24 protein-coding genes are annotated in these 25,601 nt (G+C 38.9%); 13 read left to right on the top strand and 11 right to left on the bottom strand.

Annotated elements, in window-relative coordinates; translation table 11 throughout:
• Nucleotides 1-143: 143 nt before the first annotated feature.
• Both hpt and G9371_RS17380 read left to right on the top strand, forming a co-directional pair.
• Nucleotides 144-671, top strand: a complete 528-nt coding sequence (gene hpt, locus G9371_RS17385; protein ID WP_029423850.1) for a hypoxanthine phosphoribosyltransferase — start codon at nt 144-146, stop codon at nt 669-671.
• A gap of 172 nt (nt 672-843) precedes the next feature.
• Nucleotides 844-1,095, top strand: a complete 252-nt coding sequence (locus G9371_RS17380; RefSeq protein ID WP_000269732.1) for a GlsB/YeaQ/YmgE family stress response membrane protein — start codon at nt 844-846, stop codon at nt 1,093-1,095.
• A 55-nt stretch (nt 1,096-1,150) separates the two neighbouring features.
• Here G9371_RS17380 and G9371_RS17375 read toward each other — a convergent pair whose 3' ends face one another.
• Together G9371_RS17375 and dmeF are read right to left on the bottom strand one after the other, a co-directional pair.
• Nucleotides 1,151-1,849, bottom strand: a complete 699-nt coding sequence (locus G9371_RS17375; RefSeq protein ID WP_000592161.1) for a DsbC family protein — start codon at nt 1,847-1,849, stop codon at nt 1,151-1,153.
• A 95-nt stretch (nt 1,850-1,944) separates the two neighbouring features.
• Entirely contained in the window at nt 1,945-2,919 is a 975-nt protein-coding gene (gene dmeF / locus G9371_RS17370) for a CDF family Co(II)/Ni(II) efflux transporter DmeF (RefSeq protein WP_029423849.1), read from the bottom strand.
• A 57-nt stretch (nt 2,920-2,976) separates the two neighbouring features.
• Here dmeF and G9371_RS17365 point away from each other — a divergent pair, with 57 nt between their 5' ends.
• On the top strand, nt 2,977-3,240 hold the full coding sequence (locus G9371_RS17365) for a metal/formaldehyde-sensitive transcriptional repressor (protein ID WP_000018128.1): 264 nt from the start codon (nt 2,977-2,979) through the stop codon (nt 3,238-3,240).
• A gap of 45 nt (nt 3,241-3,285) precedes the next feature.
• Here the strand turns inward: G9371_RS17365 and mnmE are convergent, their stop codons facing one another.
• From mnmE to rpmH, 5 genes are all read right to left on the bottom strand, one after another.
• Nucleotides 3,286-4,641, bottom strand: a complete 1,356-nt coding sequence (gene mnmE, locus G9371_RS17360) for a tRNA uridine-5-carboxymethylaminomethyl(34) synthesis GTPase MnmE (RefSeq protein WP_029423848.1) — start codon at nt 4,639-4,641, stop codon at nt 3,286-3,288.
• A gap of 90 nt (nt 4,642-4,731) precedes the next feature.
• Complete coding sequence (yidC, locus tag G9371_RS17355) at nt 4,732-6,492, bottom strand: membrane protein insertase YidC (RefSeq protein WP_029423847.1); 1,761 nt, start codon at nt 6,490-6,492, stop codon at nt 4,732-4,734.
• Between the two features lie 5 nt (nt 6,493-6,497).
• On the bottom strand, nt 6,498-6,818 hold the full coding sequence (gene yidD / locus G9371_RS17350) for a membrane protein insertion efficiency factor YidD (RefSeq protein ID WP_000251652.1): 321 nt from the start codon (nt 6,816-6,818) through the stop codon (nt 6,498-6,500).
• A gap of 10 nt (nt 6,819-6,828) precedes the next feature.
• Nucleotides 6,829-7,221, bottom strand: coding sequence for a ribonuclease P protein component (gene rnpA, locus G9371_RS17345; RefSeq protein WP_001240377.1), 393 nt, complete (start codon nt 7,219-7,221; stop codon nt 6,829-6,831).
• Between the two features lie 29 nt (nt 7,222-7,250).
• Nucleotides 7,251-7,385 (bottom strand): 50S ribosomal protein L34, encoded by a 135-nt coding sequence (rpmH, locus tag G9371_RS17340; protein ID WP_000831329.1) that lies wholly within the window; start codon nt 7,383-7,385, stop codon nt 7,251-7,253.
• Between the two features lie 669 nt (nt 7,386-8,054).
• Between rpmH and dnaA the strand changes: the two genes are divergently transcribed.
• From dnaA to cybC, 5 genes are all read left to right on the top strand, one after another.
• Nucleotides 8,055-9,452, top strand: a complete 1,398-nt coding sequence (gene dnaA / locus G9371_RS17335) for a chromosomal replication initiator protein DnaA (RefSeq protein ID WP_000964768.1) — start codon at nt 8,055-8,057, stop codon at nt 9,450-9,452.
• A gap of 97 nt (nt 9,453-9,549) precedes the next feature.
• A complete protein-coding gene (dnaN, locus tag G9371_RS17330; protein WP_001237350.1) occupies nt 9,550-10,698 on the top strand; it encodes a DNA polymerase III subunit beta in 1,149 nt (382 codons plus the stop codon).
• A 14-nt stretch (nt 10,699-10,712) separates the two neighbouring features.
• Complete coding sequence (gene recF / locus G9371_RS17325; protein WP_165471290.1) at nt 10,713-11,795, top strand: DNA replication/repair protein RecF; 1,083 nt, start codon at nt 10,713-10,715, stop codon at nt 11,793-11,795.
• Nucleotides 11,796-11,847: 52 nt separating this feature from the next.
• On the top strand, nt 11,848-14,316 hold the full coding sequence (gyrB, locus tag G9371_RS17320; protein ID WP_000093735.1) for a DNA topoisomerase (ATP-hydrolyzing) subunit B: 2,469 nt from the start codon (nt 11,848-11,850) through the stop codon (nt 14,314-14,316).
• Between the two features lie 37 nt (nt 14,317-14,353).
• On the top strand, nt 14,354-14,746 hold the full coding sequence (cybC, locus tag G9371_RS17315) for a cytochrome b562 (RefSeq protein ID WP_002133704.1): 393 nt from the start codon (nt 14,354-14,356) through the stop codon (nt 14,744-14,746).
• A gap of 85 nt (nt 14,747-14,831) precedes the next feature.
• On the opposite strand, the gene G9371_RS17310 is transcribed toward cybC, so the two are convergent.
• On the bottom strand, nt 14,832-15,389 hold the full coding sequence (locus G9371_RS17310) for a VTT domain-containing protein (RefSeq protein WP_001009202.1): 558 nt from the start codon (nt 15,387-15,389) through the stop codon (nt 14,832-14,834).
• A 250-nt stretch (nt 15,390-15,639) separates the two neighbouring features.
• Nucleotides 15,640-17,571 carry a ribosomal protection-like ABC-F family protein gene (gene abc-f, locus G9371_RS17305; protein WP_002133703.1) on the bottom strand — a complete coding sequence of 644 codons (1,932 nt, stop codon included), beginning with the start codon at nt 17,569-17,571 and terminating at the stop codon, nt 15,640-15,642.
• A gap of 252 nt (nt 17,572-17,823) precedes the next feature.
• On the opposite strand from abc-f, the gene G9371_RS17300 reads away from it, so the two are divergent.
• The 4 genes from G9371_RS17300 to erpA all read left to right on the top strand — a co-directional run bounded on the left by G9371_RS17300 (nt 17,824) and on the right by erpA (nt 21,898).
• Entirely contained in the window at nt 17,824-18,828 is a 1,005-nt protein-coding gene (locus G9371_RS17300; protein WP_029423846.1) for a putative solute-binding protein, read from the top strand.
• A gap of 255 nt (nt 18,829-19,083) precedes the next feature.
• Complete coding sequence (locus G9371_RS17295; protein WP_000724999.1) at nt 19,084-20,091, top strand: putative solute-binding protein; 1,008 nt, start codon at nt 19,084-19,086, stop codon at nt 20,089-20,091.
• A 342-nt stretch (nt 20,092-20,433) separates the two neighbouring features.
• Nucleotides 20,434-21,438 carry a putative solute-binding protein gene (locus tag G9371_RS17290; protein WP_001212536.1) on the top strand — a complete coding sequence of 335 codons (1,005 nt, stop codon included), beginning with the start codon at nt 20,434-20,436 and terminating at the stop codon, nt 21,436-21,438.
• Nucleotides 21,439-21,562: 124 nt separating this feature from the next.
• Nucleotides 21,563-21,898, top strand: coding sequence for an iron-sulfur cluster insertion protein ErpA (gene erpA, locus G9371_RS17285; RefSeq protein ID WP_000993572.1), 336 nt, complete (start codon nt 21,563-21,565; stop codon nt 21,896-21,898).
• Nucleotides 21,899-21,955: 57 nt separating this feature from the next.
• Here erpA and G9371_RS17280 read toward each other — a convergent pair whose 3' ends face one another.
• Complete coding sequence (locus G9371_RS17280; RefSeq protein ID WP_029423845.1) at nt 21,956-22,801, bottom strand: alpha/beta fold hydrolase; 846 nt, start codon at nt 22,799-22,801, stop codon at nt 21,956-21,958.
• A 127-nt stretch (nt 22,802-22,928) separates the two neighbouring features.
• Entirely contained in the window at nt 22,929-24,056 is a 1,128-nt protein-coding gene (locus G9371_RS17275) for an anhydro-N-acetylmuramic acid kinase (protein WP_001274588.1), read from the bottom strand.
• 61 nt (nt 24,057-24,117) lie between these two features.
• Between G9371_RS17275 and tyrS the strand changes: the two genes are divergently transcribed.
• On the top strand, nt 24,118-25,350 hold the full coding sequence (tyrS, locus tag G9371_RS17270; protein ID WP_000335558.1) for a tyrosine--tRNA ligase: 1,233 nt from the start codon (nt 24,118-24,120) through the stop codon (nt 25,348-25,350).
• The last annotated feature ends 251 nt before the right edge of the window (nt 25,351-25,601 follow it).

The raw sequence follows: 25,601 nt of genomic DNA, 5'->3' as shown, positions 1-25,601 counted from the left end.
CGCAAAATGATAAAATTTCACAGCCATCAAAGGGTGCATGAAACGTCATTTTGCTTTAAAATTTTACCATTAACTCAGATTTTCGAGGTGTTGCTGGTCAACACCTTTTTTATTTTTTCTTTTATATCTTGTAGGAATCTGCCATGACTGTTGCAATGAGCATCATGATTTCAACCGAAGAAATTCAAGCAAAAGTCAAAGAGCTCGGCGAGCAAATCAATTCTCACTATGCAAATAGTGACAAAGACTTGGTTCTGATTGGTCTACTTCGTGGTTCTGTTATTTTCATGGCAGACTTATGCCGTACGATTACCAAACCACATGAACTCGACTTTATGACAGTGTCTAGCTATGGCGGCGGTACCACTTCAAGTCGAGACGTTAAAATCTTAAAAGATCTTGATGGTGAAATTCGTGGTAAAGACGTGCTTGTGGTTGAAGATATTATTGACTCAGGCAACACCTTAAGCAAAGTCGTGGAAATGTTGCAGACTCGCGAACCAAATTCAATTCAATTATGCACATTAGTGAGTAAACCATCTCGCCGTGAAATTGATTTAGAAGTTAAATTTTTAGGTTTTGAAGTTGAAGATAAATTTATTGTTGGTTATGGCTTAGACTACGACCAGAAATATCGTCACTTACCATTTATTGGTGAGATTGGCCTATAAATTTTATAAAAATGGCACCGCAAGGTGCTATTTTTTTATATAAAGGCTGAGCTTTGAACAAAAAAGACACAAAAAGTCGCAATCTGCTACAGACAAAATAGATCACTCTACCGCACGATAGAATATGAAGCAAAATCATTAACTTCATCAAAAAAACAACTGGAGAACAAATATGTGGTCACTTATTGTTGCTATTGTGGTTGGTTTCTTCGCTGGCTTAATCGCTCGTGCTTTACACCCAGGTGATGATAAAGCAGGTTTTATTGTTACTACTTTAATTGGTATTGCAGGTTCACTTCTAGCCACTTATGGCGGTCGCTTACTTGGTCTTTATGGAGAAAATTCAGCAGCGGGCTTTATTGCTTCTGTCATTGGTGCCGTCATTATTCTCTTTATCTATAACCTAATTGCACGAAAAAGCTAAGTAGTAAATTTAATTCTAAAAAAAAGCACCGAACGGTGCTTTTTTTTAAGTCATTTTATAAACCTAACTCTTTCCAAACTGCCTGAATTTCTTCAGCAGAGCGTGCTCCGACGAGTTTAAATCCGTTAGCAAAAATGAGGGTAGGCGTGCCATTAAAACCTAATTTTTTCCCTAATTCCAAGTTACGGTCAATCGGGTTTGTACAGCTCGCAACCGTTGGTTTAACACCTTGCTCAATTAATTTTTTCCATGAATATGATTGATTCGGTGCACACCAAACTTGTCTAGAAACCACAATAGACTGAGGTTTTAAAGGATAGATGAACGTGTAAATAGTCACATCTTTCAGCTTGTCGAGTTCAGGCTCAAGCTGTTTACAATAAGGGCAGTTTGGATCAGAAAATACTGCTAAAACATGCTGGCCATTACCTTTGACTGTTTTAATGGCATCTTTTAAAGGCAACTGTTTCCAATCAATTGAGTTCTGTCCTAAAACCAGATCTTTAGTTAAGTTCTTTTGGTCTTTTAACCGAATCATAGAGCCTACAAACATGTGCTGCCCATCTTCACCAAGATAAATAATTTGCTGGTCCAGATTAGCACTATATAGTCCAGGCATTTCGGTTTTCTGAATATTACTAATTTTCAAATTAGGATATTGTTTTTTAATATTTTCCCGAACAGTATCTACATTAGCGAAACTCAAACTTGTAGTTAAACTAAATAACGCCAATATTCCTAATTTTTTAATCATAAAACCGACTCGGAGGCAGGAGAGGAGAACATTTTAATCAGTTCCGTTAGTGAAAACAGAACTGATTACCGAGTTATAACCAAACTTCTACTCAGTTATGCCAATGTTTCACGTGGAACATAAACAGGTTTTAAGGTATTAATTTCTACTGAAATATGCACAATTTCATCATGAATCGATAAAGCATCACGAATCTGGTCTGCATTTAAAGAGATATCGTCAGTTTCAAGCACCAAAATACAAGAAAATTTACCTTTTGCGACTTTCCAGACATGAATATCTGTAATTTCCACATGTTTCGGAAATTTAGCTATTACTTCCCGAATTTCATCAACTACAGGATGGTCCATTTCTGCATCTAGAAGGGTTTTACCTGTTTCTTTCATTAAGCCAAAAGACCACTTTGCAACTAAAATAGCACCTAAAATTCCTAAAAGTGCATCTAAAAAATCCCATCCAAAATATTTACCTGCGAAAAGCGCTATAATTGCAAAAACAGAAGTCACTGCATCTGCAACCACATGTAAAAATGCAGCTTTTTGGTTTAAATCATGGTGATGATGCCCATGCTCATGATGGTGATGGTGATGGTGATGGTGATGGTGATGGTGATGGTGACCATCATCATGAAGTAACCAGGCACAAATCAAGTTAATGACCAAACCTAAAATTGCAATTGGAATAGCTTCATTATAAAAAATTTCAACCGGGTTAAATAAACGTTGAACTGACTGAAAAGCCATAAAAATAGCCACAACCATCAGCAAAATTGCGCTGCTATAGCCGGCTAAAATCTCAATTTTCCAAGTTCCAAAGCTAAAACGATGATCATTGGAATAATGACGGGCTGCACGATAGGCAAAGTAGGCTAAACCAAGGGCCAACATATGTGAACTCATATGCCAACCGTCGGCCAGTAGTGCCATTGAATTGAAGAACCATCCACCAAATACTTCCAGTACCATCATGGACGCCGTTAAAATGGTTGCAATCAAAATACGTTTTTGTGCAAGTGGATTTCCTTCATCAAACTGATGTTGATGATGACGTGATACACTATAATCCTGCATAAAATTTAAACCCAATATACTCCCTACCAGTATATTAAATTGTACAAGAGAAAACAGATGAGTCACATTGGTCAGGATAAAAAAATTGTTAATCGTGTAAAACGACTAAAAGGGCAAATCAACAGCATTGAAAATGCGATAGAACAACCAGAATCTTCATGTATAGATATTTTGCAGCAAGTTGCAGCCATAAAAGGTGCAATAAACGGTTTGATGAGTGAATTAATGGAACAGCACTTACATCATCACGTACTTAAAGGCGCAGAAGTCGATCAAAATGAGCTAGATGAATTTTTAAAAGTTTTAAAAAGATACGGCTGAGAAAAGTACTGGATGACATAGCACTCTACATCATCCAGTTTTTTATTATTTTCCGATACAGAACGAACCAAAGATTTTGCCTAATAGGTCATCGGCACTAAAGTCACCCGTAATTTCACCTAAAGCATTTTGAGCAAGACGTAGTGATTCAGCAACGAGCTCACCAGCGTTAAATACAACAAGTTGCTCACGTGCCTCTGCCAAATAGAGCTGAGTGCGCTTCATTGCGTCTAAATGACGTGTTCTCGCAATAAATGTATCTTCCTCAGGGTGAAATCCTGCATGCGCTGTAATCGCATCTACGAGGCCTTGCACACCCATCTCTTGTTTTGCTGAAACTGTGATATGACGGAACCCTTGATAATCGCTTATTTCGGCAGGTTGACCAGTTAAATCACATTTATTGCCAATTAACATGAGACGACGCGGTTCAATATGTTCGGCAAAGTATTCTTGAGCCAGTTTTAAAGGGTCATCACCTTGATTTAAATCGTAGACCAATAACAACAAATCGGCCTGCTCAATTTCTTTGATTGCACGACGAATGCCTTCTTTCTCGACTACATCTCCCGTTTCACGAAGACCCGCAGTATCCGTTAAGGTGATTGGTAAACCATTTAAGCTAATTTTTTCATGTAAAACATCACGAGTTGTACCAGCAATATCAGTCACAATTGCACGCTCAACACCAGCAAGTGCATTTAACAAGCTCGACTTACCCGCGTTTGGTTTACCCGCAATAACAACCTGTAGACCTTCACGGAGTAATTGCCCTTGTCGTGCAGAGGTTTGAACGGCATGTACAGATTGTTGAACATCTTCCAACAAAGCTAAAATTTTGCCATCAGCCAAAAAATCAATTTCTTCTTCTGGAAAATCAATCGCAGCTTCTACGTGCAGACGTAAATGAATCAGTTTTTCTAAAACTGTATTAATTTTTGTTGAAAAAGCGCCTTGTAAAGAACGGACTGCCGAACGAGCCGCAGCTTGAGAGGTCGCATCAATCAAATCGGCAATTGCTTCAGCTTGTACCAAGTCCATTTTGCCATTTTCAAAAGCTCGCATGGAGAATTCCCCAGCTTTTGCAGCAATTGCCCCAAGCTCAAATAAACGGCCAAGTAAGGCATTTTGAATGACAGGGCCACCGTGGCCTTGAAGTTCTACAACATCTTCACCGGTAAAAGAATGTGGATTTGGAAAGCACAAGACAATGCCTTCATCCATAATACTTCCATCAGCATCATAAAACTTACGGAAACCCGCCATCCGAGCTTCAGGTAAGTTTTTTTGCGTCAGTTTTTGAGCAATATCATAAGCCTTAGGTCCCGATAAGCGAATCATGCCCACTCCACCACGCCCTGGTGGCGTTGCAATTGCGGCAATTGTGGTTTGACTATGCATATTATTCACCTAAAAACCTAAAATACAGCCAAAGAAAAATCCGCCTAAGATTACCATCTTAAGCGGATTGATTCAGCAAAAGTTCAAGGATTAAGATGCCGATTCAGCTTTACTGATACGACTTTTCTCAACGCTTTTGTTAATAAACCATTGCTGTAAGATTGTAATACTGTTGTTCACAATCCAGTACAACACAAGACCCGCAGGGAAGAACAACATAAATACCGTAAACATAATCGGCATAATGCGGAATACTTTCGCTTGCATTGGATCTGCAGGTTGCGGGTTCAACATTTGCTGAGCAAACATTGTCGTACCCATAATTAATGGCAAGATGAACCATGGGTCCATCGCAGACAAGTCTTGAATCCAGCCTAACCACGGTGCATGACGTAATTCCACACTTTCCATGAGTACCCAGTACAAAGCAAGGAAAATTGGCATTTGTAGCAATAACGGTAAACAACCAGAAAGCGGGTTAACCTGTTCACGTTTGTAAAGCGCCATCATTTCTTGCGAGAAGCGCATACGGTCTTCACCGAATTCTTCTTTCATGCGTTGCATTTCTGGTGCAATCACACGCATTTTCGCCATAGAACGATAACTTTTTGAAGATAAAGGCCATAAAATCATCTTCACCATAATGGTAAGTAAGATAATTGACCATCCCCAGTTGCCTACAATGCTATGGAAGAATTGAAGACCTAGGAACAATAACTTCGCAATTGGCCATAACCAACCATAGTCAACAGTCTGGTTTAAACCTACCGCTAAATCTTTTAATTCAGATTGTACTTTTGGACCTGAATAAAGCTTTGCATCGACTTCCATTGAAGTACCCGCCGGAACATTAATTACTGGCGAAGTAAAGCCAATAATATTCATATGATCCGCAGACTGACGAGATTCAAGTTTAGCGACATAAGGCTGACCATTTGCTTGAGTCAGTTTAAGGTTTCCTGGAATCCAAGCACTTACAAAGTAGTGCTGAACCATTGCAACCCAACCGCCTTTAGCTTCGGTATTGAGTTTTTCTTCAGAGAAATTCGCAAACTTAAGTTTGTTGTAGTGAGCATCCGGAGTACCCCATGCACCACCTAAGAACGTACCTAAAGTGAAAATACCCTGAGAAGACTTACCTGGATCTTCCGAATTATCACGTTTCAACTGTCCAAACATCTGACCTTGCCAGTTTTGTTGGCTACGGTTAACAACTTGATGTTTGACAACAATTGGATATTGACCTTGAGTAAATGTAAAAGTTTTAATAATTTCAACTCCTTCTGGTGTCTTAAACACCATAGGAACTGTTAAAACTTTCTCAGAATGTCCACTTTGATCTTGTACCCCTTTAGCATCAGCTAAAGTATATGATGTTTTTTCAACAGCATATAATGGGCGACCACCACGACTGCTATCTGGTCCATTCAAACCAATTAAGCCAGACTGAGCAACATAAGTACGCTTGGCATCATTTTCAAGCATAACAAATGGTTGATTACTGTCTTTGCTCTTGTCGTGAGAGAGTAATTCAATACGAACAATATCACCACCTTTTGGATTGATCCAAAGATGATAAAGGTCAGTTTGTACTGAAATAAGCTGTTGATTCACAGGTGCAGTTGCATCTGTGGTTTGTGACTGCGCAATATTTGCTTGTGGCACATCGGAAGCCACTGTTGCAGTTTTAGCATTTGGCAAATCAGCAGATACTTCATGTGAACTTACAGCCGCCGCTTGTTGTTGCGGTGCAGTTGCAGCATTTCCATAATCTTTTTGCCAAGCCAAAATGAGCAAATATGCGGTGACAAACATGGCCCCGAGAATTGCAAACCTGGCCCATTGTTGCATATCTATTACCCCAAATGGTTAGAGAGATTTTGCTTCATTAAACGATCACGAAAGGGTACAGCAACATGATGCGTTTGAGAATCTATTTGATGAAACGAAATAAAACGAATTGCTTTAGGCGGTACCGGATCGTATCCAGAGCCTCCCCACGGATGACAACGACAAATACGTTTAGAAGATAACCAAACGCCTTTGATTGCACCATGAGTTTGTAATGCTTCTAGCGCATATTGGGAACAAGTTGGGATATAACGACAACGGGGTCCAAGAAGCGGACTAATCGCAATTTGATACAGTCGAATGAACCAACGCAAAATACGAACCATTGGTCATCTCTTAATTCTGCGAGGTTGGGACAACTTTAGAATGTTTTTTCGCTAAGCGTTGTAATTTTTGCCAAGCAAAATCTAATTGTTGATATAGCTCAGCATTCGTAATCGTTTCTATACCAACTTTAGGCATCACAACAACATCTATGTCTGACCCAAATTTCGGCTGATGTAGACGAAAGCTCTCACGAGCAAGACGTTTTATTCGATTTCTTTCATGCGCACGACGCACTTTTTTCTTAGCAACAACAATACCCAAACGGCTGTTAGGCTGTTCGGTTAATTTTGCAAGAAATAAAAAATGGGGTTGATGCACTTTAAAAAGCGCACCATCAAATACACTTTTATAATCTGCAGCACAGCGTATACGAAGATCTGTGCTAAAACTGTAAAGTGCCATCACACCCAAGTCTGGTCAGCGTAACAGTATTAAACAGTTAAGCTATGACGACCTTTTGCACGACGACGAGCTAATACTTGACGACCAGCTTTAGTTGCCATACGAGCACGGAAACCATGAACGCGTTTACGCTTTAATTCAGATGGTTGGAAAGTACGTTTCATATCGAAACTCCCAAAAATGATCTTTCTATAAAGGTCCGCGATTTTATTGTGCAATGTTTACGCTGTCAATGAAAAACCGTGAAAGTTTTGTATTTAAGTCAAATTTTTAACTTTTTATCTTCTCTTTATATTTAGCCTATTTTCTTATTTAAAAGTTATACACAAAGTAATTGTTTATTTTTATTAAGACTTTTAAGATATACACTTCTTATTTACATACTTATCAACAAACCTTGATGTGAAGTTGATTTTGATTTGGTATATTTGAATTTAAATTCATATTTTTTAGTTATCCACAATTTGGATCAGCCCTATTAAATAAATTCAAATTTTAAAATTTAAATTTATTCTTATTAGTGTGGACTTTTCTTGTGGATTTCACAGTTTTAAATTTAAAAAACATATATTTGAACTGTTGATAACTCTGTTTTTATTGTCTTTATGGATTGTGGATAAGTTTGTGTGATAATTTATCCACAGGATGTGCAAAAAGTTATTCACAATTGATTTTGAATTTAAATTTATTCACAAGAGATTTCTTTTTAGGCAAAATCAAACGAAATCGTCATGACAGATGTGGATAACTTGGGTAGAATGGCGACCCCTTCTCATCAGGAAGGGTTAATCTTTAAATGATTTGAATTTAAAACGCAGACATAGGGGATACACATGCTTTGGACAGACTGCTTAACTCGCTTGCGACAAGAGCTCTCTGATAACGTCTTTGCGATGTGGATTCGCCCTTTAGTAGCTGAAGAAGTAGAGGGGATACTACGTCTCTATGCTCCTAATCCTTATTGGACGCGTTATATTCAAGAGAATCATTTAGAGTTAATTTCTATATTGGCTGAACAATTGTCAGAAGGGCGGGTGCGTCAGGTTGAAATCTTGGTAGATTCTCGTCCTGGTAGTATTTTGTCTTCTAGTGAACAGCCTGCAACAACTACAGCAGCTTTACAAACTGCCCCTATACCTCAACCTGCTAAGGTTAAAAGAGAACCGGAACCTGTTGCTAATACTGCAGTTAGTTCTAAGAGTTCAAAAAAGAAACTATTAAATCCACAATTTACTTTTTCACTATTTGTTGAAGGCCGTTCTAACCAAATGGCAGCAGAAACCTGTAGAAAAGTATTAACACAGTTAGGTGCTTCTCAACATAACCCTTTGTTTTTATATGGTCCGACAGGTCTAGGTAAGACTCACTTAATGCAAGCAGTTGGTAATGCCCTACTGCAAGCGAAGCCGAATGCAAGAGTCATGTATATGACTTCAGAAAGTTTTGTACAAGATTTTGTGAGCTCATTACAAAAAGGAAAGGTAGAAGAGTTTAAGAAAAATTGCCGTTCTTTAGACTTGTTATTAGTAGATGATATTCATCTTTTGGCAGGAAAAGAAGCAAGTCTCGTTGAATTCTTCTATACATTTAATGCCTTACTTGATGAATCCAAACAAATTATTTTAACGTCTGATCGATATCCTAAAGAATTAACAGAACTTGATCCTCGATTGGTTTCTCGTTTTTCCTGGGGGCTATCAGTAGGTGTTGAACCACCTGATATTGAAACTCGAATCGAAATTCTGCTTAAAAAAGCTGAAAATAGTGGCGTTGATTTACCTAGAAACTGTGCGTTGTTTATTGCCCAACAAGTCGTAGCGAACGTACGTGAACTTGAGGGCGCACTGAATAAAGTTGTCGCAATTTCACGTTTTAAAGGTGCTCCAATTGACCTGGATGTCGTACGGGAATCTTTAAAAGATGTTTTAGCGATCCGTGCTCGTACAATTAGTGTAGAAAATATCCAGCGTGTAGTGAGTGAATATTTCCGAATTCCATTAAAAGAGCTGGTAGGTCCAAAGCGTACCCGAATTTATGCTCGACCACGTCAGTTGGCGATGGGGCTTGCCCGTGAATTAACGGGGGATAGTTTTCCTGAAATTGGAATGGCTTTTGGTGGGCGTGATCACAGTACAGTGATGCATGCTTGTGAAAAAGTCGTCAGTTTACGGGAAGAAGACCCAATCTTTGATGAAGATTATAAGAACTTATTACGTTTGCTTCAAAGTTAATGAAATAATAAGACATTGTTGCAAAGTCTACGTAAGTGCAGCATAGTACACAGCTAAAAAATGAAATGTTTGCTCCAAGTTGCTAGAGGAATGAATCGTGCGTTTGAAAATCGCTAAAGAAAGTTTACTCAATGTTTTATCGCATGTGGTCGGTGCGGTAGAACGTCGTCATACCTTGAATATTCTTTCAAACGTCAAAATTCAGACTAATGCTCAAGCGCTCACTATTACGGGTTCCGATTTAGAAGTTGAACTCGTAGCGAGCACCGCTTTATCAGAAGGGGCGTGCCTTGAGGCAGGCGAGACAACTGTTCCTGCTCGTAAATTGATGGAAATTTGTAAATCTTTGCCTACAGCTGCATTGATTGATTTACAAATTACTGAAGATCAAAGATGTATTTTAAAATCTGGTAATAGCCGTTTTGTGCTAGGTACACTACCGGCTGAAGATTATCCATTGTTAACCACTGAGAATAGCCAGGGTACGCAAGTACAGGTGACTCAACGTGAATTAAAGCGTTTATTTGAAAAAACTGCTTTTGCAATGGCTGTACAAGATGTACGTTTTTACCTCACTGGTACTTTATTAGAAATTGATGAAAATCAATTGCGTGCAGTAACAACTGATGGTCACCGTTTAGCACTTTGTGAAATTTTGGCTTCCTCTACTTCATCTCAGTTGGTACAAGCGATTGTGCCTCGTAAAGCTGTGGGCGAATTGCAACGTTTACTCAGCATTGAAGATGAACAGCTCACATTGCTTATTGGCCGTGAATTATTAAATGTAACGATTAATACGCCAAGCCGTGATAAAGAACAAGGTGATATTACAGTTCGTTTTACAACTAAATTGATTGATGGGAAATTCCCTGATTATCGCCGTGTTATTCCACGTGGTGGTGATAAACATGTTTTGATTGGTCATGACGTATTTAAACAATCATTACAACGTGTAGCAATTTTAAGTAATGAAAAATTGCGTGGTGTTTTCCTAAATTTCAATCAGGATTCTTTACAGCTTCGTGCAAATAACCCTGAACAAGATGAAGCAATTGAAGATTTAGCGATCCAATATCAAAGTGCCCCATTAGAAATGTCATTTAATGCTCAATACCTACTCGATGTGTTGGGTGTATTAGATGGTGATGATGTAAATATGAGCATGACTGAGGCGAATCAGTCTGTATTGGTTCAAGATCCGGCTCATCCTGACCAGACCTATGTGGTTATGCCGATGCGTGTTTAATCTGGTTTAACTATATGCATCTTACGCGCTTAAATATTGAACGTGTGCGTAATTTAAAAACGGTTGCACTCCATGGGTTGCAACCGTTTAATGTCTTTTATGGCGCAAACGGTTCAGGTAAAACATCAATTTTAGAAGCGATCCATTTGCTTGCAACAGGTCGCTCATTCCGTACACATATACCCAAAAATTATATTCAATATGAAGCTGACGACGCGATTGTATTTGCTCAGTCAGCAACTGAAAAAATTGGTATGCAGAAACTCGCTTCTGGTGAGCAACTCATGAAAGTGAATGGCGATACCGTTGCGACTCAAGGTCAGCTCGCAAAGTTACTTCCTTTACAGCATATTGATCCACAAAGTACGGATATTATTGATCATGGTGCCAAGCCAAGAAGACAACTTTTAGATTGGCTTATGTTCCACGTGGAACCTGAATTTTATTTTGCGTGGCAATATTACTCTCGTGCGCTAAAGCAGCGTAATACCTTACTCAAAACACGGCGTAATCTTTCATTAGCTGATTTAGAACCGTGGAACAAAATGTTGAGTGATTATGGCGAGATTTTGCACTCACAGCGTTTAAGTATTGTCGAGCAATGGAATGTTTATTTCCAAAATGACTTAAGCCAATTACTCCCTGATTTGGAGATTGAACTGGAATATAGCCCAGGTTTTCATACAGAGCAGGGGCTTATGCAAGACTTGTTGGATCAGCATCAAAAAGACATCGAGAGACGTTATACCGAGTATGGTCCGCATCGGGCAGATTTGCGCTTAAAAACGCCATTTGGACATGCGGATGATGTTTTATCAAGAGGTCAGAAAAAACTCTTGATTATTGCCTTAAAACTGTCACAAATTGCAATGTTGCATGCGAGTAATAAGGAAACTGTGGTATTATTAGATGATCTGACAGCAGAATTAGACTTAACCGCACAACAACGTTTAATTGAACGATTAAGCCAACTTGGTAGCCAGGTTTTTATGACAACTTTAGATCATGCATCGGTAAAAAAACATTTACATGATCTGTCTATTTCATATCAATTATTCAGTGTTGAATCCGGTCAAGTTAGTCTTGCTGCACCATAATTTTTTGATGTTACCCATCTTTGAATAAACCTATATTTGCTAGGGAGAAACCATGAGTTCAGAGTCTCAATCAGCCTCTCAAACAGAACAAACCAATGAAAAGGCTTATGATTCCTCTAGTATTAAAGTATTACGTGGATTAGATGCAGTTCGTAAACGTCCGGGTATGTATATTGGGGATACAGACGACGGTACCGGTTTACACCATATGGTGTTTGAGGTTGTCGATAATGCAATCGACGAAGCTTTAGCTGGCCACTGTGATGAAATTATTGTCACGATTCACGAGGATGAATCGGTCAGTGTTTCAGATAATGGCCGCGGTATTCCAACCGATATTCACCCTGAAGAAGGGGTTTCTGCTGCAGAAGTAATTTTAACGATTCTGCACGCAGGCGGTAAGTTTGACGATAATAGCTATAAAGTTTCAGGTGGCTTACACGGCGTAGGTGTTTCGGTTGTTAATGCACTTTCAAGTAAATTGCATTTAACGATTTACCGTGCTGGTCAAATCCATGAGCAAGAATATCATCATGGTGATCCGCAATATCCATTGCGTGTGATTGGTGAAACGGATAATACCGGAACAACTGTACGTTTTTGGCCAAGTGCAGAAACATTCAGTCAAACCATTTTTAATGTTGAAATTCTAGCACGCCGTTTACGTGAGCTTTCTTTCTTGAATGCTGGTGTACGTATCGTTTTACGTGATGAACGTATTAACCTTGAGCATGTGTATGACTATGAAGGCGGTTTATCTGAGTTTGTAAAATACATCAACGAAGGTAAAAACCATCTCAACGAAATCTTCCATTTCACAGCCGATGCTGACAACGGCATTACTGTAGAAGTTGCATTGCAATGGAACGATAGTTACCAAGAAAATGTTCGCTGTTTCACAAACAACATTCCACAAAAAGATGGTGGTACGCACTTAGCAGGTTTCCGCGCAGCTTTAACACGTGGCTTAAACCAGTATCTTGAAAATGAAAATATTCTCAAGAAAGAAAAAGTGAATGTGACTGGTGATGATGCGCGTGAAGGTTTAACAGCCATTATTTCTGTTAAGGTTCCTGATCCGAAATTCTCGTCTCAGACAAAAGAAAAATTGGTATCAAGTGAGGTAAAACCAGCGGTAGAGCAAGCAATGAACAAAGAGTTCTCTGCTTACTTACTTGAGAATCCACAAGCTGCAAAATCAATTGCAGGCAAGATTATTGATGCTGCACGCGCACGTGATGCTGCACGTAAAGCACGTGAAATGACACGCCGTAAGAGTGCATTAGATATTGCAGGTTTGCCTGGTAAATTGGCTGACTGTCAGGAAAAAGACCCAGCGCTGTCTGAATTGTATCTTGTCGAGGGTGACTCTGCGGGTGGTAGTGCCAAACAAGGCCGTAACCGTAAAATGCAGGCTATTCTACCTTTAAAAGGTAAGATCCTGAACGTTGAGCGTGCGCGCTTTGACAAAATGATCTCTAGTCAGGAAGTGGGTACATTAATTACAGCACTTGGCTGTGGTATTGGCCGTGAAGAATATAACCCTGACAAGCTCCGTTATCATAAAATTATTATTATGACCGATGCCGATGTTGATGGTTCGCACATCCGTACATTGTTATTAACATTCTTCTTCCGTCAAATGCCGGAGTTGGTGGAACGTGGTCATATTTATATTGCACAGCCACCTTTGTATAAGCTCAAAAAAGGTAAGCAAGAGCAATATATTAAAGATAACGACGCATTAGAAACTTACTTGATTTCAAATGCGATTGATGAGCTTGCTTTACATATTAGTGCTGATGCGCCTGCAATTACAGGTGAAGCGCTGGCAAAAGTAATTCAAGACTATCAAGTTTCACAAAAGAGCTTACAACGCTTAACGTTACGTTATCCAGCAAGCTTACTGGATGCATTACTCGAAGTAGATGCATTTAAAGCAGATCAAAACCATGATCAAGCTTATGTCCAGCAATGGGCGGATCAAGTACGTGAAGCTGTACAAAGACTACAGCCAAGTTTGCGCCCTGAAATTACGCTTGAAACATTTGAACGCGAGAATGCTCAAGGCGAGAAATCTGCGCATTACTGGCCACGTGTAACCGTATATGTTCATAACTTGCCACATGCTTACTTACTTGACGCAGGTTTATTGAATTCTGCGGAATATGCTCGTTTATTGAAGAACTCGAAGAGTTGGTTCAAGTTAATTGAAGATGGCGCATACTTACAAAAAGGTGATCGTCGTATTCAAGTCGCTAATTTCCATCAGGTATGGCAGCACATTCTGCAAGATTCACGCCGTGGAATGATGATCCAGCGCTATAAAGGTCTGGGCGAGATGAATGCTGAGCAGCTTTGGGAAACCACAATGGACCCTGAAAACCGTAATATGTTACAGGTGACTATTGATGATGCAATTGAAGCTGATCGCATGTTCTCATGCTTAATGGGCGATGATGTTGAACCACGTCGTGCCTTTATTGAAGAAAATGCATTAAATGCGGATATTGATGCTTAATTGATAGCAAGATTCTAAATCAGTCTAGGGAGAGAAGATGATGAGTCAAAAAATTCTAGCAAGTGTGCTGATTTCATGTGCGGCTTTAGTGAGTCATTCTGCATTTGCAGCAGACTTGGAAGCCGACATGAAAACTTTAGCGAAGAGCACTAAAGCCTTTGCTGAAGCAAAAGATATCGATAACGCTAAACAGCAGCTTGTGATTATGCGTCAAGCAGTATTATCTTCAAAATTATCTTTACCTCATAAGTTGGAAGGTTTACCCCCTGAAAATGTACAGGTAAAGGAGTACCAAGCGGGTTTAGATCAGTTGGTTGCTGAAATTGATCGGGTTACGGTTTTTGTTGATAAGGGACAATTGGACCAAGCCAAAACTGAAGCAATTAATCTAGTAAATATTCGTAATGAAAACCACAAAAAGTTTAGATAAAGTTACTTTGATCTAAATCAGATAAAGGGAATGATTAATTCATTCCCTTTATTTTTGGCTATATAAATTTATTTAACCAAATATATTAATTCTCTACAAAATCTGTAACTTGAATGAGTGCATGGCCAAATAGGTAGCCAGCCGTTAAGAGGATACAGATCCACAAAATAGCTCCTGCCACATTGTAAATCAAAAATTTTCCATAGCTCATATTGCTTGAGCCGGCAGCGAGGGGTGCAAAAGAACGTGCGAAAGGTATAAAACGTGCTAAAAGAATAGTTTTACCACCATGTTGCAAGAAATAGCGGTTCGTTTTATTCAAATATTCTTTTTTAATAAAACGTGATTTTGCTTCAAAAATACGGTTTCCAAAATGGCGGCCAATAGAATAATTGACGATATAGCCTAATGTTGCTGCAACGGTGAGCAGAGTAATCATATAACCAAGATGCATCAGTTCAACCACCGAGCACAGTGCACCTACAGTTAAAAGTAAGCTATCTCCAGGTAAAAAGAACATAAACACAAAAGCGGTTTCAGAAAAAATAATCAAAAAGAGTATGGCATAAACCCATGCACCATACTCCTGAATCAAAATAGGTAAAAATTGTTCAAAATTAGTAATAAAATCAATAAAATTCATTCAGTTTGTCTGATCCCGAATTAAATACCTACTCAAGAAGGGTAAAAACGAAGTTACAGAATTTAGTTAAATTATCTGTGTATGGCAACCCTTAAGATGTAGCTTAAGTTTTATATGTTATCAAATTTGAATCTATCTCAAAAATTTAACAGCTGAATGAAACTTTATTAGAGATCGTTCATATTTTTATAAGCTAATAAAAATAAAAGCCAGTACAGATACTTAAATATACGAGTACTGGCCAAGGTATTTAATTTTCAAATGAGGCTTCCATTTCCTCAAGTTCCATCATGAGTTCTAAGAGTTGCTCTTCATATTGTTCAAGCTTAGCTTTGAGTTCGGTTTGCTCATTCATCAGTTTAAGCAAATCGTCCTTACGATTAGCTTCATATAGTGAAGTATCTGCTAAAGCTTCTTCGATTTCAGCAAGACGTGGTTGAAGCTTTTCAATTTGAGATTCAACCTTTTCAATATTTTTACGGATTGGTCGAGTTTGTTCACGACGGCGAGCTGCTTCTTTACGCTGTGCTTCTTTATCGACTTTAGCGGGAGCTGGAGCGGCAGAAGATGAATTATTCTGTGCCACAGCAGTCTGAGCATTGATTTGTTGCTGGCGTGCTTCACGTAGCCATTTAGCATAATCCTGCAAATCACCTTCAAACTCGGTACATTTGCCACCGTGTACCAAAAGGAGTTCATCACAAACGCTGGCAATAAGTTGACGTTCGTGAGAAACCAGAACGACTGCACCCTCAAAATCTTGTAAGGCCATACTAAGCGCATGACGCATATCAAGATCTAAGTGGTTCGTTGGTTCATCCAGAATTAAAACATTTGGGCGCTGCCATACAATGAGTGCTAAGGCCAAACGAGCGCGCTCACCCCCAGAGAAGCTTTCACATGGAGTATCCATGCGTTCGCCACTAAAGCCAAAACTACCTAAAAAAGAACGTAATGTTGCTTCACTAATTTGTTTATCGGCTATCCGAGCGAGTTGAAGCATTGGGCTGGCTTGACCATCTAAAGCGTCCATTTGGTGCTGTGCAAAGTAACCAATGTTAAGTAGCTCGGAAGCTTTACGTTCACCTGCCAGTAATGGTAAATCGCCAACCAAGCTTTTAATCAATGTTGATTTACCTGCACCATTCATACCAAGCAGACCAATACGCGAGTTTGGCGTAATTTGAAGTTTAATTTTTTCAGCAATTTTTTTATTGCCATAACCTATGCTGGCATTTTCTAAGGTCAGCAACGGTGAACTCATTTTGGTAGGTTCACGGAAACTAAAAGTAAACGGTGTATCTACATGAGCAGGTGCAAGTTGTTGCATGCGTTCAAGTTGCTTAATACGGCTTTGTGCCTGACGAGCTTTAGTGGCTTTAGCCTTAAAGCGATCAATGAACTTTTGTAAATGAGCACGGGCTTCTTGCTGTTTTTCAAAAGCTTGTTGTTGTTGTGCTAAACGTTCACTTCGAGTGGTCTCAAAGGTGGAGTAGTTACCCGTGTAAAGAGTAAGTTCCTGATTCTCAATATGAAGAATATGGTCTGTAATTGCATCTAAGAAATCTCGGTCATGCGAGATTAAAATGAGGGTGCCCTCATAAGCTTTGAGCCAATCTTCTAACCATAAAATTGCATCCAAATCTAAGTGGTTGGTTGGCTCATCCAATAAGAGTAAGTCAGAACGACTCATCAATGTACGCGCCAAATTTAGACGCATACGCCATCCACCAGAAAAACTAGCAACGTTTAAACGTAATTGATGTTCTAGAAACCCTAAGCCAGCCATCAGCTGAGCTGCTTTAGATGGCGCGGAATAACCATGAATTTCATCAAAACGGCCATGTAATTTAGCCAAATCCGAGTCTGTTAATTGTTCTGGTTGAGCAAGTTTATTTTGAATATCCCAATATTCTTCATCTCCAGAAAGGACAAAATCGATAGCAGGCATGTCTAGGGCTTTAACTTCTTGCGCCATATGGGCCACAGTCCATACAGAAGGACGAGTAAGCGAGCCTTCATCTGCTCCTAAGCTACCGAGTAATGCTGCAAATAGTGTTGATTTACCTGCACCATTGACCCCAGTTAGACCAATCTTCCAACCTGGGTGTAATTGCATAGACGCTTTTTGAAATAGAACACGTCCACCGCGGCGTAAAGAAACTTGGTCAAATTGAATCATCTTGTCTTATCGAGGTGAGTTAGGGATGCTGTATTTTAAAGAGAACTGATCATGAAGACAAAACTTTCGGAGTTTTAGTTTATAAATACTGAGATTGCATGGTTTAACCTATCTCTATTTAAGCTATTCGTCTGAAAATATCCAAATTTTGAGCAAGATAGGCCAAATTTAGAAAAATATGGCTAAAATAAAAACAATTTAAAACTTGGTTGATAAATGAGCTACTAATAAAACCAGACTAAGGAAAGTCAAATGAAAAAAAGATTGGGGATAGTAAGTGCAGTCATTTGCTGTGCTATGGGGACAACACACGCGGGGCAAAACGTATGTGTATTCGATTTATTGGGTAAATCAGGTGAATCCTACAAAATGATGGAAGAATGGGCACTTGCGGCAAAAAGTTGGCAAGCGGACATTACATTAATTCCATTTCAAGATGAAGCTCTAGTAGATCGTAGGCTGCGTGAGGGTAAATGCGATGCAGCTTATATGACTTCAATGCGAGCACGAAACTATAATAAATTTGCAGGCTCGATTGATGCGATTGGCGGGGTGACAAGTAATGCTATTGCTCAAAAGGCGATTAGTTACGTTTTGGATCAACGTAATAAACATCGCATGCTAACCACACAAAATGGAACAAACTATGAGGTGGTTGGAATTGTCCAGATTGGACTAGCATACTTATTTGTAAGAGATAGAAACCTCAACTCAATTGAGAAAGTACGTGGGACTAAGTTTGCCATTTTGCAATATGACGCAGCCCAGAAAATTATGGTTGAAAGTGTAGGTGCCCAGCCTATTCCTTCTGAGATTACCGATTTTGTGAAAAAGTTTAATAGTGGCCAAGTCGAGGCAATTGCTGCACCTGCTTATGCTTATAAACCGTTAGAAATTGGTAAGGGAATTGGAGCAAATGGAGCCATGTTTACTTTTCCTGTGGTGAACGTCACAGGGGATTTAATTGCAAGAAGTGATAAGTTTCCGGCCAATTTTGGAATGAAGTCTCGTGAATGGTTTATTAAACAGTTGCCACACAACTTCGCAATGGTAAAACGGTTAGAAACCGGGATTCCTCCTAAAATTAAATTAAATTTTTCAGCCGAAGATAAGTTGAAATATCAGAAAATATTACGTGAAGGTCGCCTTGGCTTAACAAAACAAGGTGTATATGACGCGACAATGATGAGTGTACTCAAGCGCGCACGATGCACCATTGAACGGACAAATTTTGAATGTACGCTTACTGGAGAGTAGTTTGTTTTTTAATCACAAAAACCCTACAGATATTTCAAAGCTGAATATGGGTATGAAAATTGTGAATATAAAAAATAACTTACGGAAAATTAGTGATTTTTCATTTTAATAAATAATTTAAATCGAACAAACAATGGTTCAATGAGATAAAAATATTTGAGTAAAAGCTCTATTTTTTTCTAAAAAACATGATTAATATCTGTGTTTGAAAGGAAACTTCAAACAAAAAATCTGTTCCGTGGAAGGATGAAGAAAATGAAAAAAATCGTACTTGCTATGGCTGCCGCTTCTGTTGTTGGTTTTTCTGCTTCAGCGCAAGCAGCGAGTACCGTGTGTGTATTCGACCTCTTAGGAAAAGCAGGCGACTCATATAAAATGATGGAAGAATGGGCTCTAGCTGCAAAAGGCTGGGGTACTGAAATTAACTTAGTTCCTCGTCAGGACGAGGCTGTTGCAGATAATGATTTCAAAGCTGGTAAATGTGATGCCGTAGCAATGACAGCTATGCGTGCTCGCCAATATAACAAATTTGCCGGATCAATCGACTCGCTTGGTGGCGTTCCTAATAACCAAATTGCACAACGTGCTATTACTTATGTATTAGATGCACGTAATGCTGCAAAAATGACAACTAACCTTGGTGGTAAAAAATACGAAGTTGCTGGTATCTCTCCGTTAGGTTCAGCGTTCATTTTTGTACGTGATAAAAACATCAACTCAGTTGAAAAAGCTGCTGGTAAAAAATTCGCCGTGTTAGGTTATGACGATGCACAAAAAATTATGGTGCAGCGCGTAGGTGCTCAGGCAGTTCTTTCTGATATTTCAAACTTTGCTGCTAAATTTAATAATGGTCAGGTAGATATGGTAGGTGCGCCTGCTTATGCTTACAAACCATTAGAATTGAACAAAGGTTTGGGTGCAAACGGTGTAATGTGGAACTTCCCGGTATTACATGTAACGGCTGATTTAGTATTGCGTGCTGATAAATTCCCAGCAGGCTTTGGTCAAAAGTCTCGTGATTGGTTCGTAAAACAATTACCAAAAAGCTTTGCAATGATTAACCGTTTAGAAGCACAAATTCCAGGTAAATATAAAATGAACCTAAGTGCTGAAGACAAACTGAAATATCAAAAAATGTTACGTGATGGCCGTATGGATTTAACTAAACGCGGTATTTACGATGCAGGTATGATGTCTGTATTGAAAAAAGCACGTTGTTCTGTAGACAAAGCTAACTTTGAATGTTCAATGCCTGGTGAATAATTCATGTTGAACTTAAAAGCCTAGATTTATTCTAGGCTTTTTTGCTTTCTATAGGCTGTCAATTCAGCCATTGTGATTCATTAAAAAGACGCTAATCTAAATTGAGGATAAAACTTCATCTGGATATATGAAGATATTAGAAAATAGAACAAGGAAGTGAGTCATTAAAAGAGCTAAGGGAATTTAACTCGTTATTTTTTATTGAGCTCGGATAAACAGAATTGATCATAAAAATATCTAAATTGTGAATCTTAGATGAAGCATATCTCATGAGAATCATGCCAACCAGCGTGAAATTTCTTGATGCCAAAAACAAAAAATTTACAAGGAAAGGAAAAGAATATGCGATTTTCCAAAACGCTTTTACTTGCGATGGGACTCACAACAATTTCATTTGCAGCCGAGGCCAAACAAACCATATGTGTTTTTGACTTTGTTGGTAAAAATGGCGATGTCTATGCACTCATGAAGGACTATCAGCTTGCAGCGAAAAACTGGGGAGCTGATATCGAACTAAAAGTAAACCAGAATGAAGCAGTGATTGCTGAAGATTTTAAAGCGGGCAAATGTGATGGTATTAGTGTATCAGGCATGCGCGGACGTCAATTCAACTCATTTACGGGATCATTAGATGCAATTGGCGCGATTCCAGATCTCAAACTTGCTGTTAAAGTCATGCAAGGTTTAGCGAGCCAAACCTTTAGTAAATATATGGTCAATGGCCGCTATGAGGTAGTAGGTGTTATTCCGGTAGGAGATGCTTACCTTTTAGTAAACGACCGTAGTATTAATACCGTAGCGAAAGCTGCCGGTAAAAAAATCGCCGTATTAGACTACGATGAAGCACAAAAAATTATGGTTCAGCAGGTGGGTGCTCAGGCAGTGAGTGCAGATGTGACTAACTTCGGGGCCAAATTTAACAATCATCAGGTCGATATTATTGGTGCGCCAGCAGCAGCTTTTAAACCTTTAGAGTTACAAAAAGGCTTAGGTACAAAAGGGGCAATTGTAAACTATCCAATCTTACAGGTGACCGGAAATATTATTATTCGTCCAGACAAATTCCCAGCTGGTTTTGGTCAGAAATCTAGAGAGTGGGTGGCTGGTCAGTTACCGCGTGCTTTTACTATCTTGGGTAAAATGAAAGCGGATATTCCGCAAAAATATTGGATGGAAGTACCAGCTGCCGATAAACCGGGTTATCAAAAGCTCATGCGTGAATCACGAATTAACCTTACACAACGCGGGGTGTATGATAAACGGATGATGAAACTATTATGGCAATTCCGTTGTAAGCAAGACGCGAAAAACTTTGAATGTGGCTTACAAGATGAGAATTACAAATAATCTTGATAAAAATACTCAAGATTCGCTTTAAACTTCGAAGACAGACCCTATATTGATTATGCTATACTCAATATAGGGTCTTTTTTATTTTGAAAGGCACAGCAAAATCCGAGGAACAATCATCATGAATGCCCAAGCTCTAGTTTTGACAGATAATGCTGCCAATAAGGTACGCCAACTCCGTGATAGTGAAGGGAATGACGATCTCATGTTACGTGTATATGTAACCGGAGGCGGGTGTTCAGGGTTTTCATACGGCTTCAATTTCGCCGAAAGCGTAAATGAAGATGATGCTGAATTTGTAAATGGCGATGTAAAGATGCTGGTTGACTCGCTCAGCTATCAATACTTAGTTGGCTCAGTGGTTGATTATGTTGAAGGCCTTGAAGGTTCACGCTTTATTGTGCAGAACCCGAATGCGACAACAACGTGTGGTTGTGGTTCTTCATTCTCAATTTAAAAAGAATTTTAAATAAAAAAAACCTCTCTATGATGAGAGGTTTTTTTATTTATAAGATTATGCTTGTTCATGTAGAGATTCTAAAAAGTACTGTACGAGTTCAGGTGCATTTTGATAAGGAATCCAATGAGAGGCATCCATAAAAATAGCCTTATAATTATTTTTAAAATAACCTGAATTTAACATGGCACTTTTTTTTGTTACTGCAATATCATGCTTACCCCAAATAAAAAGAGTGGGAACGTCTATTGTTTTAAAAGGATTTTCAGGTTTGTCCCAAAAAAAACCACGATACCAATTTAATGCCGTAGTTAGCCTATTTTCTTTTATAAATTCAGTTTCGAATATTTCAATTTGCTGTTCGGTCATGCCAGATGATTTAAGAAATTTTCTTGCTACTTTAGGCATTTTCTTAAATAAAAGTTCGGGCAAAATAGGAAGCTGAAAAACTGCAAAATAATAAGATTTTAGTAGTTGATTGCTACTTAAGCAGGCTTTTAAAAAAGCAGCTTGATGGGGTACGGAAACTAAAGTGAGATGTTGAATATACTGCGGATACTTCATAGCTACACTAGACGCAATTACAGAACCCCAATCATGCCCAATTAAATAAACTGGTTGACCAAGTTGTTTAATTAAACTTGCTACGTCTTCTACAAGTTCACTCAAGGAATATTGAAATCGGCTTTGAGGTCTAGCATTTAAACTATAACCACGTTGATGAATCGCAAGTGTTCTAAATTGATGCTCATGCAATAATTCCGAAGTCTGCTCCCAACTATGGGCAGTTTCTGGAAAACCATGCAATAAAACCACGAGAGGGCCATCTATAGAGCCTGAATCAATTACATCGAATGTCCAAGCCCCACGTGTGTATTGATGAATACGTTTGGTCAGATCCATAACAACATGCCTTACTTATTTTTGTTGGCATTTATCATGAATTTTTATGACCAATTTAATAACAGCATTTCGGGTCAGGAAATGTGTTATGAGGTCGAATCTATCTAATTAAATCGAATAAGTAGCTTTATACCGCCGTGATCGTGCCTAAGATTCTAAAATCTGAAGCTCCTGTTACCGCAGGTAAATTACCACTTAAACCGTCCACAAAACGCATTGCTAACCATGCAAATGCTGTAGCCTCAACCCAAGTAGGGGAGAGTCCTAAAACATCAGTGGTTTGAACTGACCAATTGTGCTTACGTAAGCGCCAACGTAATTGTTCTAACAAATAGGAGTTATAAGCTCCACCTCCACATACATAAACTTCACCTGTTTCCATATTAGAACGATAGATCGCTTTTTGAATGGCACGTACAGTAAGTTTTAATAAGGTAGCTTGAATATTTTCAGGTGTATCTTCTAACTCATCATAAGTTAAATCATTACGCCAATCGATTAACTGATCATCTAACCAGTCAATATTGAAATCTTCACGTCCCGTACTTTTAGGTGGCTCTTTAGAAAAATACTCATGAGCATAAAGACGGTCGAGTAAAGAGCGAATAGGATGACCATAAGCTGCCCAATCGCCATTTTCATCGTATGGATGGCCTGTATGGCGATGACACCATGCATCCATCAAAATATTCGCAGGTCCCGTATCAAACCCAAATACGCCGTCAGGATTATTGGCAGGCAACATGCTCACATTGGCAATGCCACCCAAATTCAAAATCACCCGATGAATGCTTGGATGTTGAAATAATGCCTGATGAAATGCAGGCACTAATGGAGCGCCTTGACCACCTGCTGCCATATCTCTACGACGAAAATCTGAAACGACCGGGATTTGAGTGATCTCAGTAATAATGTTTGGATCGCCAATTTGTAGCGTAAAACCATGCTCTGGACGATGACGAATGGTTTGTCCATGCGACCCAATCGCTTTAATTTGACTACGATCTAATTGGTGCTTTTCAATGAGAGAATTAATCCCGTGACCAATCATTTTGGCTAGAGCAACATCAGCTTTACCCATGCGGTCAATTTCATTGTCATCGGGTAAAGTTAATGCCATAAGCTCATCACGTAACTCGGGTTCGAATGGAACTGTAAGTGTGGCATGAAGCTGTAGTGGCTCAAATGAAGCCGCAACAATATCCACACCATCCATACTAGTGCCAGTCATTACGCCGATATAGATTGCGCTCATATGCAACTTCCCCTGCAAGACGCTGAAAAAATGTTAGTATATCGCACAAATTGAATAACTGATGTGTTTAGGTTTTGTGATGTCAAATTTCTTGCCCGCCGAAGAACAGCTTGCCCTCATCCAACGAGGCACGCACGAAATTATTTCAGAAGAAGATTTACTGAAAAAGCTTAAAGAGAATCGTCCTCTTAAAATTAAAGCTGGTTTTGACCCTACAGCTCCAGATTTACATTTAGGACATACGGTTCTTATTAACAAACTAAAAACGTTTCAAGATTTGGGTCATGAAGTTACTTTCTTGATTGGCGACTATACAGCCATGATTGGTGATCCAACAGGCAAAAGTGCAACTCGTCCGCCGTTATCACGCGAACAAGTTGAAGCTAACGCTAAAACTTATCAAGAACAAGTTTTCAAAATCTTAGATCCGAATAAAACAAAAGTACGTTTTAACTCAGAGTGGTTTAACCAAAAGTCTGCTGCGGATCTTATTCAGTTGGCAAGCCAGCAAACAGTATCACGTATGTTAGAGCGTGATGACTTCACTAAGCGTTATAACAACCATCAGCCAATTGCAATTCATGAGTTCTTATATCCTTTAGTTCAAGGCTATGACTCTATCGCACTTGAAGCAGACGTTGAGTTAGGTGGTACAGACCAAACCTTTAACTTACTCATGGGCCGTACGTTACAAAGCCGTTATGGCCAAGAATCACAAGTGTGTATCACTGTACCAATTCTAGAAGGTTTAGATGGCGTAAATAAAATGTCTAAATCTTTAGGTAACTATATTGGTGTTTTTGATGCGCCAGGTGCAATGTACCAAAAAGTATTATCAATGCCTGACTCTTTAATCGAACGTTATTTCGATTTATTAAGTTTTAAATCTCTAGATGAGATCAAAGCTTTATTAGATGAAATCGCGGCTGGCCGTAATCCACAAGAAGTAAAGCGTATTCTTGCACTCGAGTTGGTTGAACGCTTCCATGATGCTGAAGCAGCTGCTAATGCTCATAAGAGTGCTGGTAACCGTATTACAGAAGGTGAGGTGCCAGCAGATACTCCTGAAGTAACTATTTCACGTGGTGAGTTTGGTGGTGAAATCTTTATTGCCACGATTCTTCGCGTAGCAGGATTAAATCCAAATGCAGCAGCTGCAAAAGATGCTGTTGCACGCGGTGCAGTAAAAGTAGACTGGAATGTAGTAGATGCAAGTTTCTCTGTAAAAGAAAACGGGACTTTTATTATTCAGTCTGGGAAAAAAGCAATTGCACGTGTAACTTTCACTGACTAAAAGTTATGTAGTGATAGAAAAGCAGGAGTAATCCTGCTTTTTTTATTTCAGACCATAAAACCAATTAAGCGTTCCACGTGGAACCATCTAACTATTATTAAGAATAAAATAAATTAAAAAATAAGAAGAAATATAAAGTGAAGGTAGAGTATTTGCTCTAATATTTCTTTGGATTCTTTGGATTCTTTGGATTCTTTGGATTCTTTGGATTCTTTGGATTCTTTGGATTCTTTGGATTCTTTGGATTCTTT

Source organism: Acinetobacter sp. EKM10A (assembly GCF_011075215.1).
Classification (GTDB): domain Bacteria; phylum Pseudomonadota; class Gammaproteobacteria; order Pseudomonadales; family Moraxellaceae; genus Acinetobacter; species Acinetobacter baumannii.
This window is presented reverse-complemented; position numbering and strand designations above follow the sequence as displayed.

Coding starts and splice junctions, on each gene's coding strand:
- hpt (WP_029423850.1), top strand. CDS start 144: ATGACTGTTGCAATGAGCATCATGATTTCAACCGAAGAAATTCAAGCA.
- G9371_RS17380 (WP_000269732.1), top strand. CDS start 844: ATGTGGTCACTTATTGTTGCTATTGTGGTTGGTTTCTTCGCTGGCTTA.
- G9371_RS17375 (WP_000592161.1), bottom strand. CDS start 1,849: ATGATTAAAAAATTAGGAATATTGGCGTTATTTAGTTTAACTACAAGT.
- dmeF (WP_029423849.1), bottom strand. CDS start 2,919: ATGCAGGATTATAGTGTATCACGTCATCATCAACATCAGTTTGATGAA.
- G9371_RS17365 (WP_000018128.1), top strand. CDS start 2,977: ATGAGTCACATTGGTCAGGATAAAAAAATTGTTAATCGTGTAAAACGA.
- mnmE (WP_029423848.1), bottom strand. CDS start 4,641: ATGCATAGTCAAACCACAATTGCCGCAATTGCAACGCCACCAGGGCGT.
- yidC (WP_029423847.1), bottom strand. CDS start 6,492: ATGCAACAATGGGCCAGGTTTGCAATTCTCGGGGCCATGTTTGTCACC.
- yidD (WP_000251652.1), bottom strand. CDS start 6,818: ATGGTTCGTATTTTGCGTTGGTTCATTCGACTGTATCAAATTGCGATT.
- rnpA (WP_001240377.1), bottom strand. CDS start 7,221: ATGGCACTTTACAGTTTTAGCACAGATCTTCGTATACGCTGTGCTGCA.
- rpmH (WP_000831329.1), bottom strand. CDS start 7,385: ATGAAACGTACTTTCCAACCATCTGAATTAAAGCGTAAACGCGTTCAT.
- dnaA (WP_000964768.1), top strand. CDS start 8,055: ATGCTTTGGACAGACTGCTTAACTCGCTTGCGACAAGAGCTCTCTGAT.
- recF (WP_165471290.1), top strand. CDS start 10,713: ATGCATCTTACGCGCTTAAATATTGAACGTGTGCGTAATTTAAAAACG.
- gyrB (WP_000093735.1), top strand. CDS start 11,848: ATGAGTTCAGAGTCTCAATCAGCCTCTCAAACAGAACAAACCAATGAA.
- cybC (WP_002133704.1), top strand. CDS start 14,354: ATGATGAGTCAAAAAATTCTAGCAAGTGTGCTGATTTCATGTGCGGCT.
- G9371_RS17310 (WP_001009202.1), bottom strand. CDS start 15,389: ATGAATTTTATTGATTTTATTACTAATTTTGAACAATTTTTACCTATT.
- abc-f (WP_002133703.1), bottom strand. CDS start 17,571: ATGATTCAATTTGACCAAGTTTCTTTACGCCGCGGTGGACGTGTTCTA.
- G9371_RS17300 (WP_029423846.1), top strand. CDS start 17,824: ATGAAAAAAAGATTGGGGATAGTAAGTGCAGTCATTTGCTGTGCTATG.
- G9371_RS17295 (WP_000724999.1), top strand. CDS start 19,084: ATGAAAAAAATCGTACTTGCTATGGCTGCCGCTTCTGTTGTTGGTTTT.
- G9371_RS17290 (WP_001212536.1), top strand. CDS start 20,434: ATGCGATTTTCCAAAACGCTTTTACTTGCGATGGGACTCACAACAATT.
- erpA (WP_000993572.1), top strand. CDS start 21,563: ATGAATGCCCAAGCTCTAGTTTTGACAGATAATGCTGCCAATAAGGTA.
- G9371_RS17280 (WP_029423845.1), bottom strand. CDS start 22,801: ATGGATCTGACCAAACGTATTCATCAATACACACGTGGGGCTTGGACA.
- G9371_RS17275 (WP_001274588.1), bottom strand. CDS start 24,056: ATGAGCGCAATCTATATCGGCGTAATGACTGGCACTAGTATGGATGGT.
- tyrS (WP_000335558.1), top strand. CDS start 24,118: ATGTGTTTAGGTTTTGTGATGTCAAATTTCTTGCCCGCCGAAGAACAG.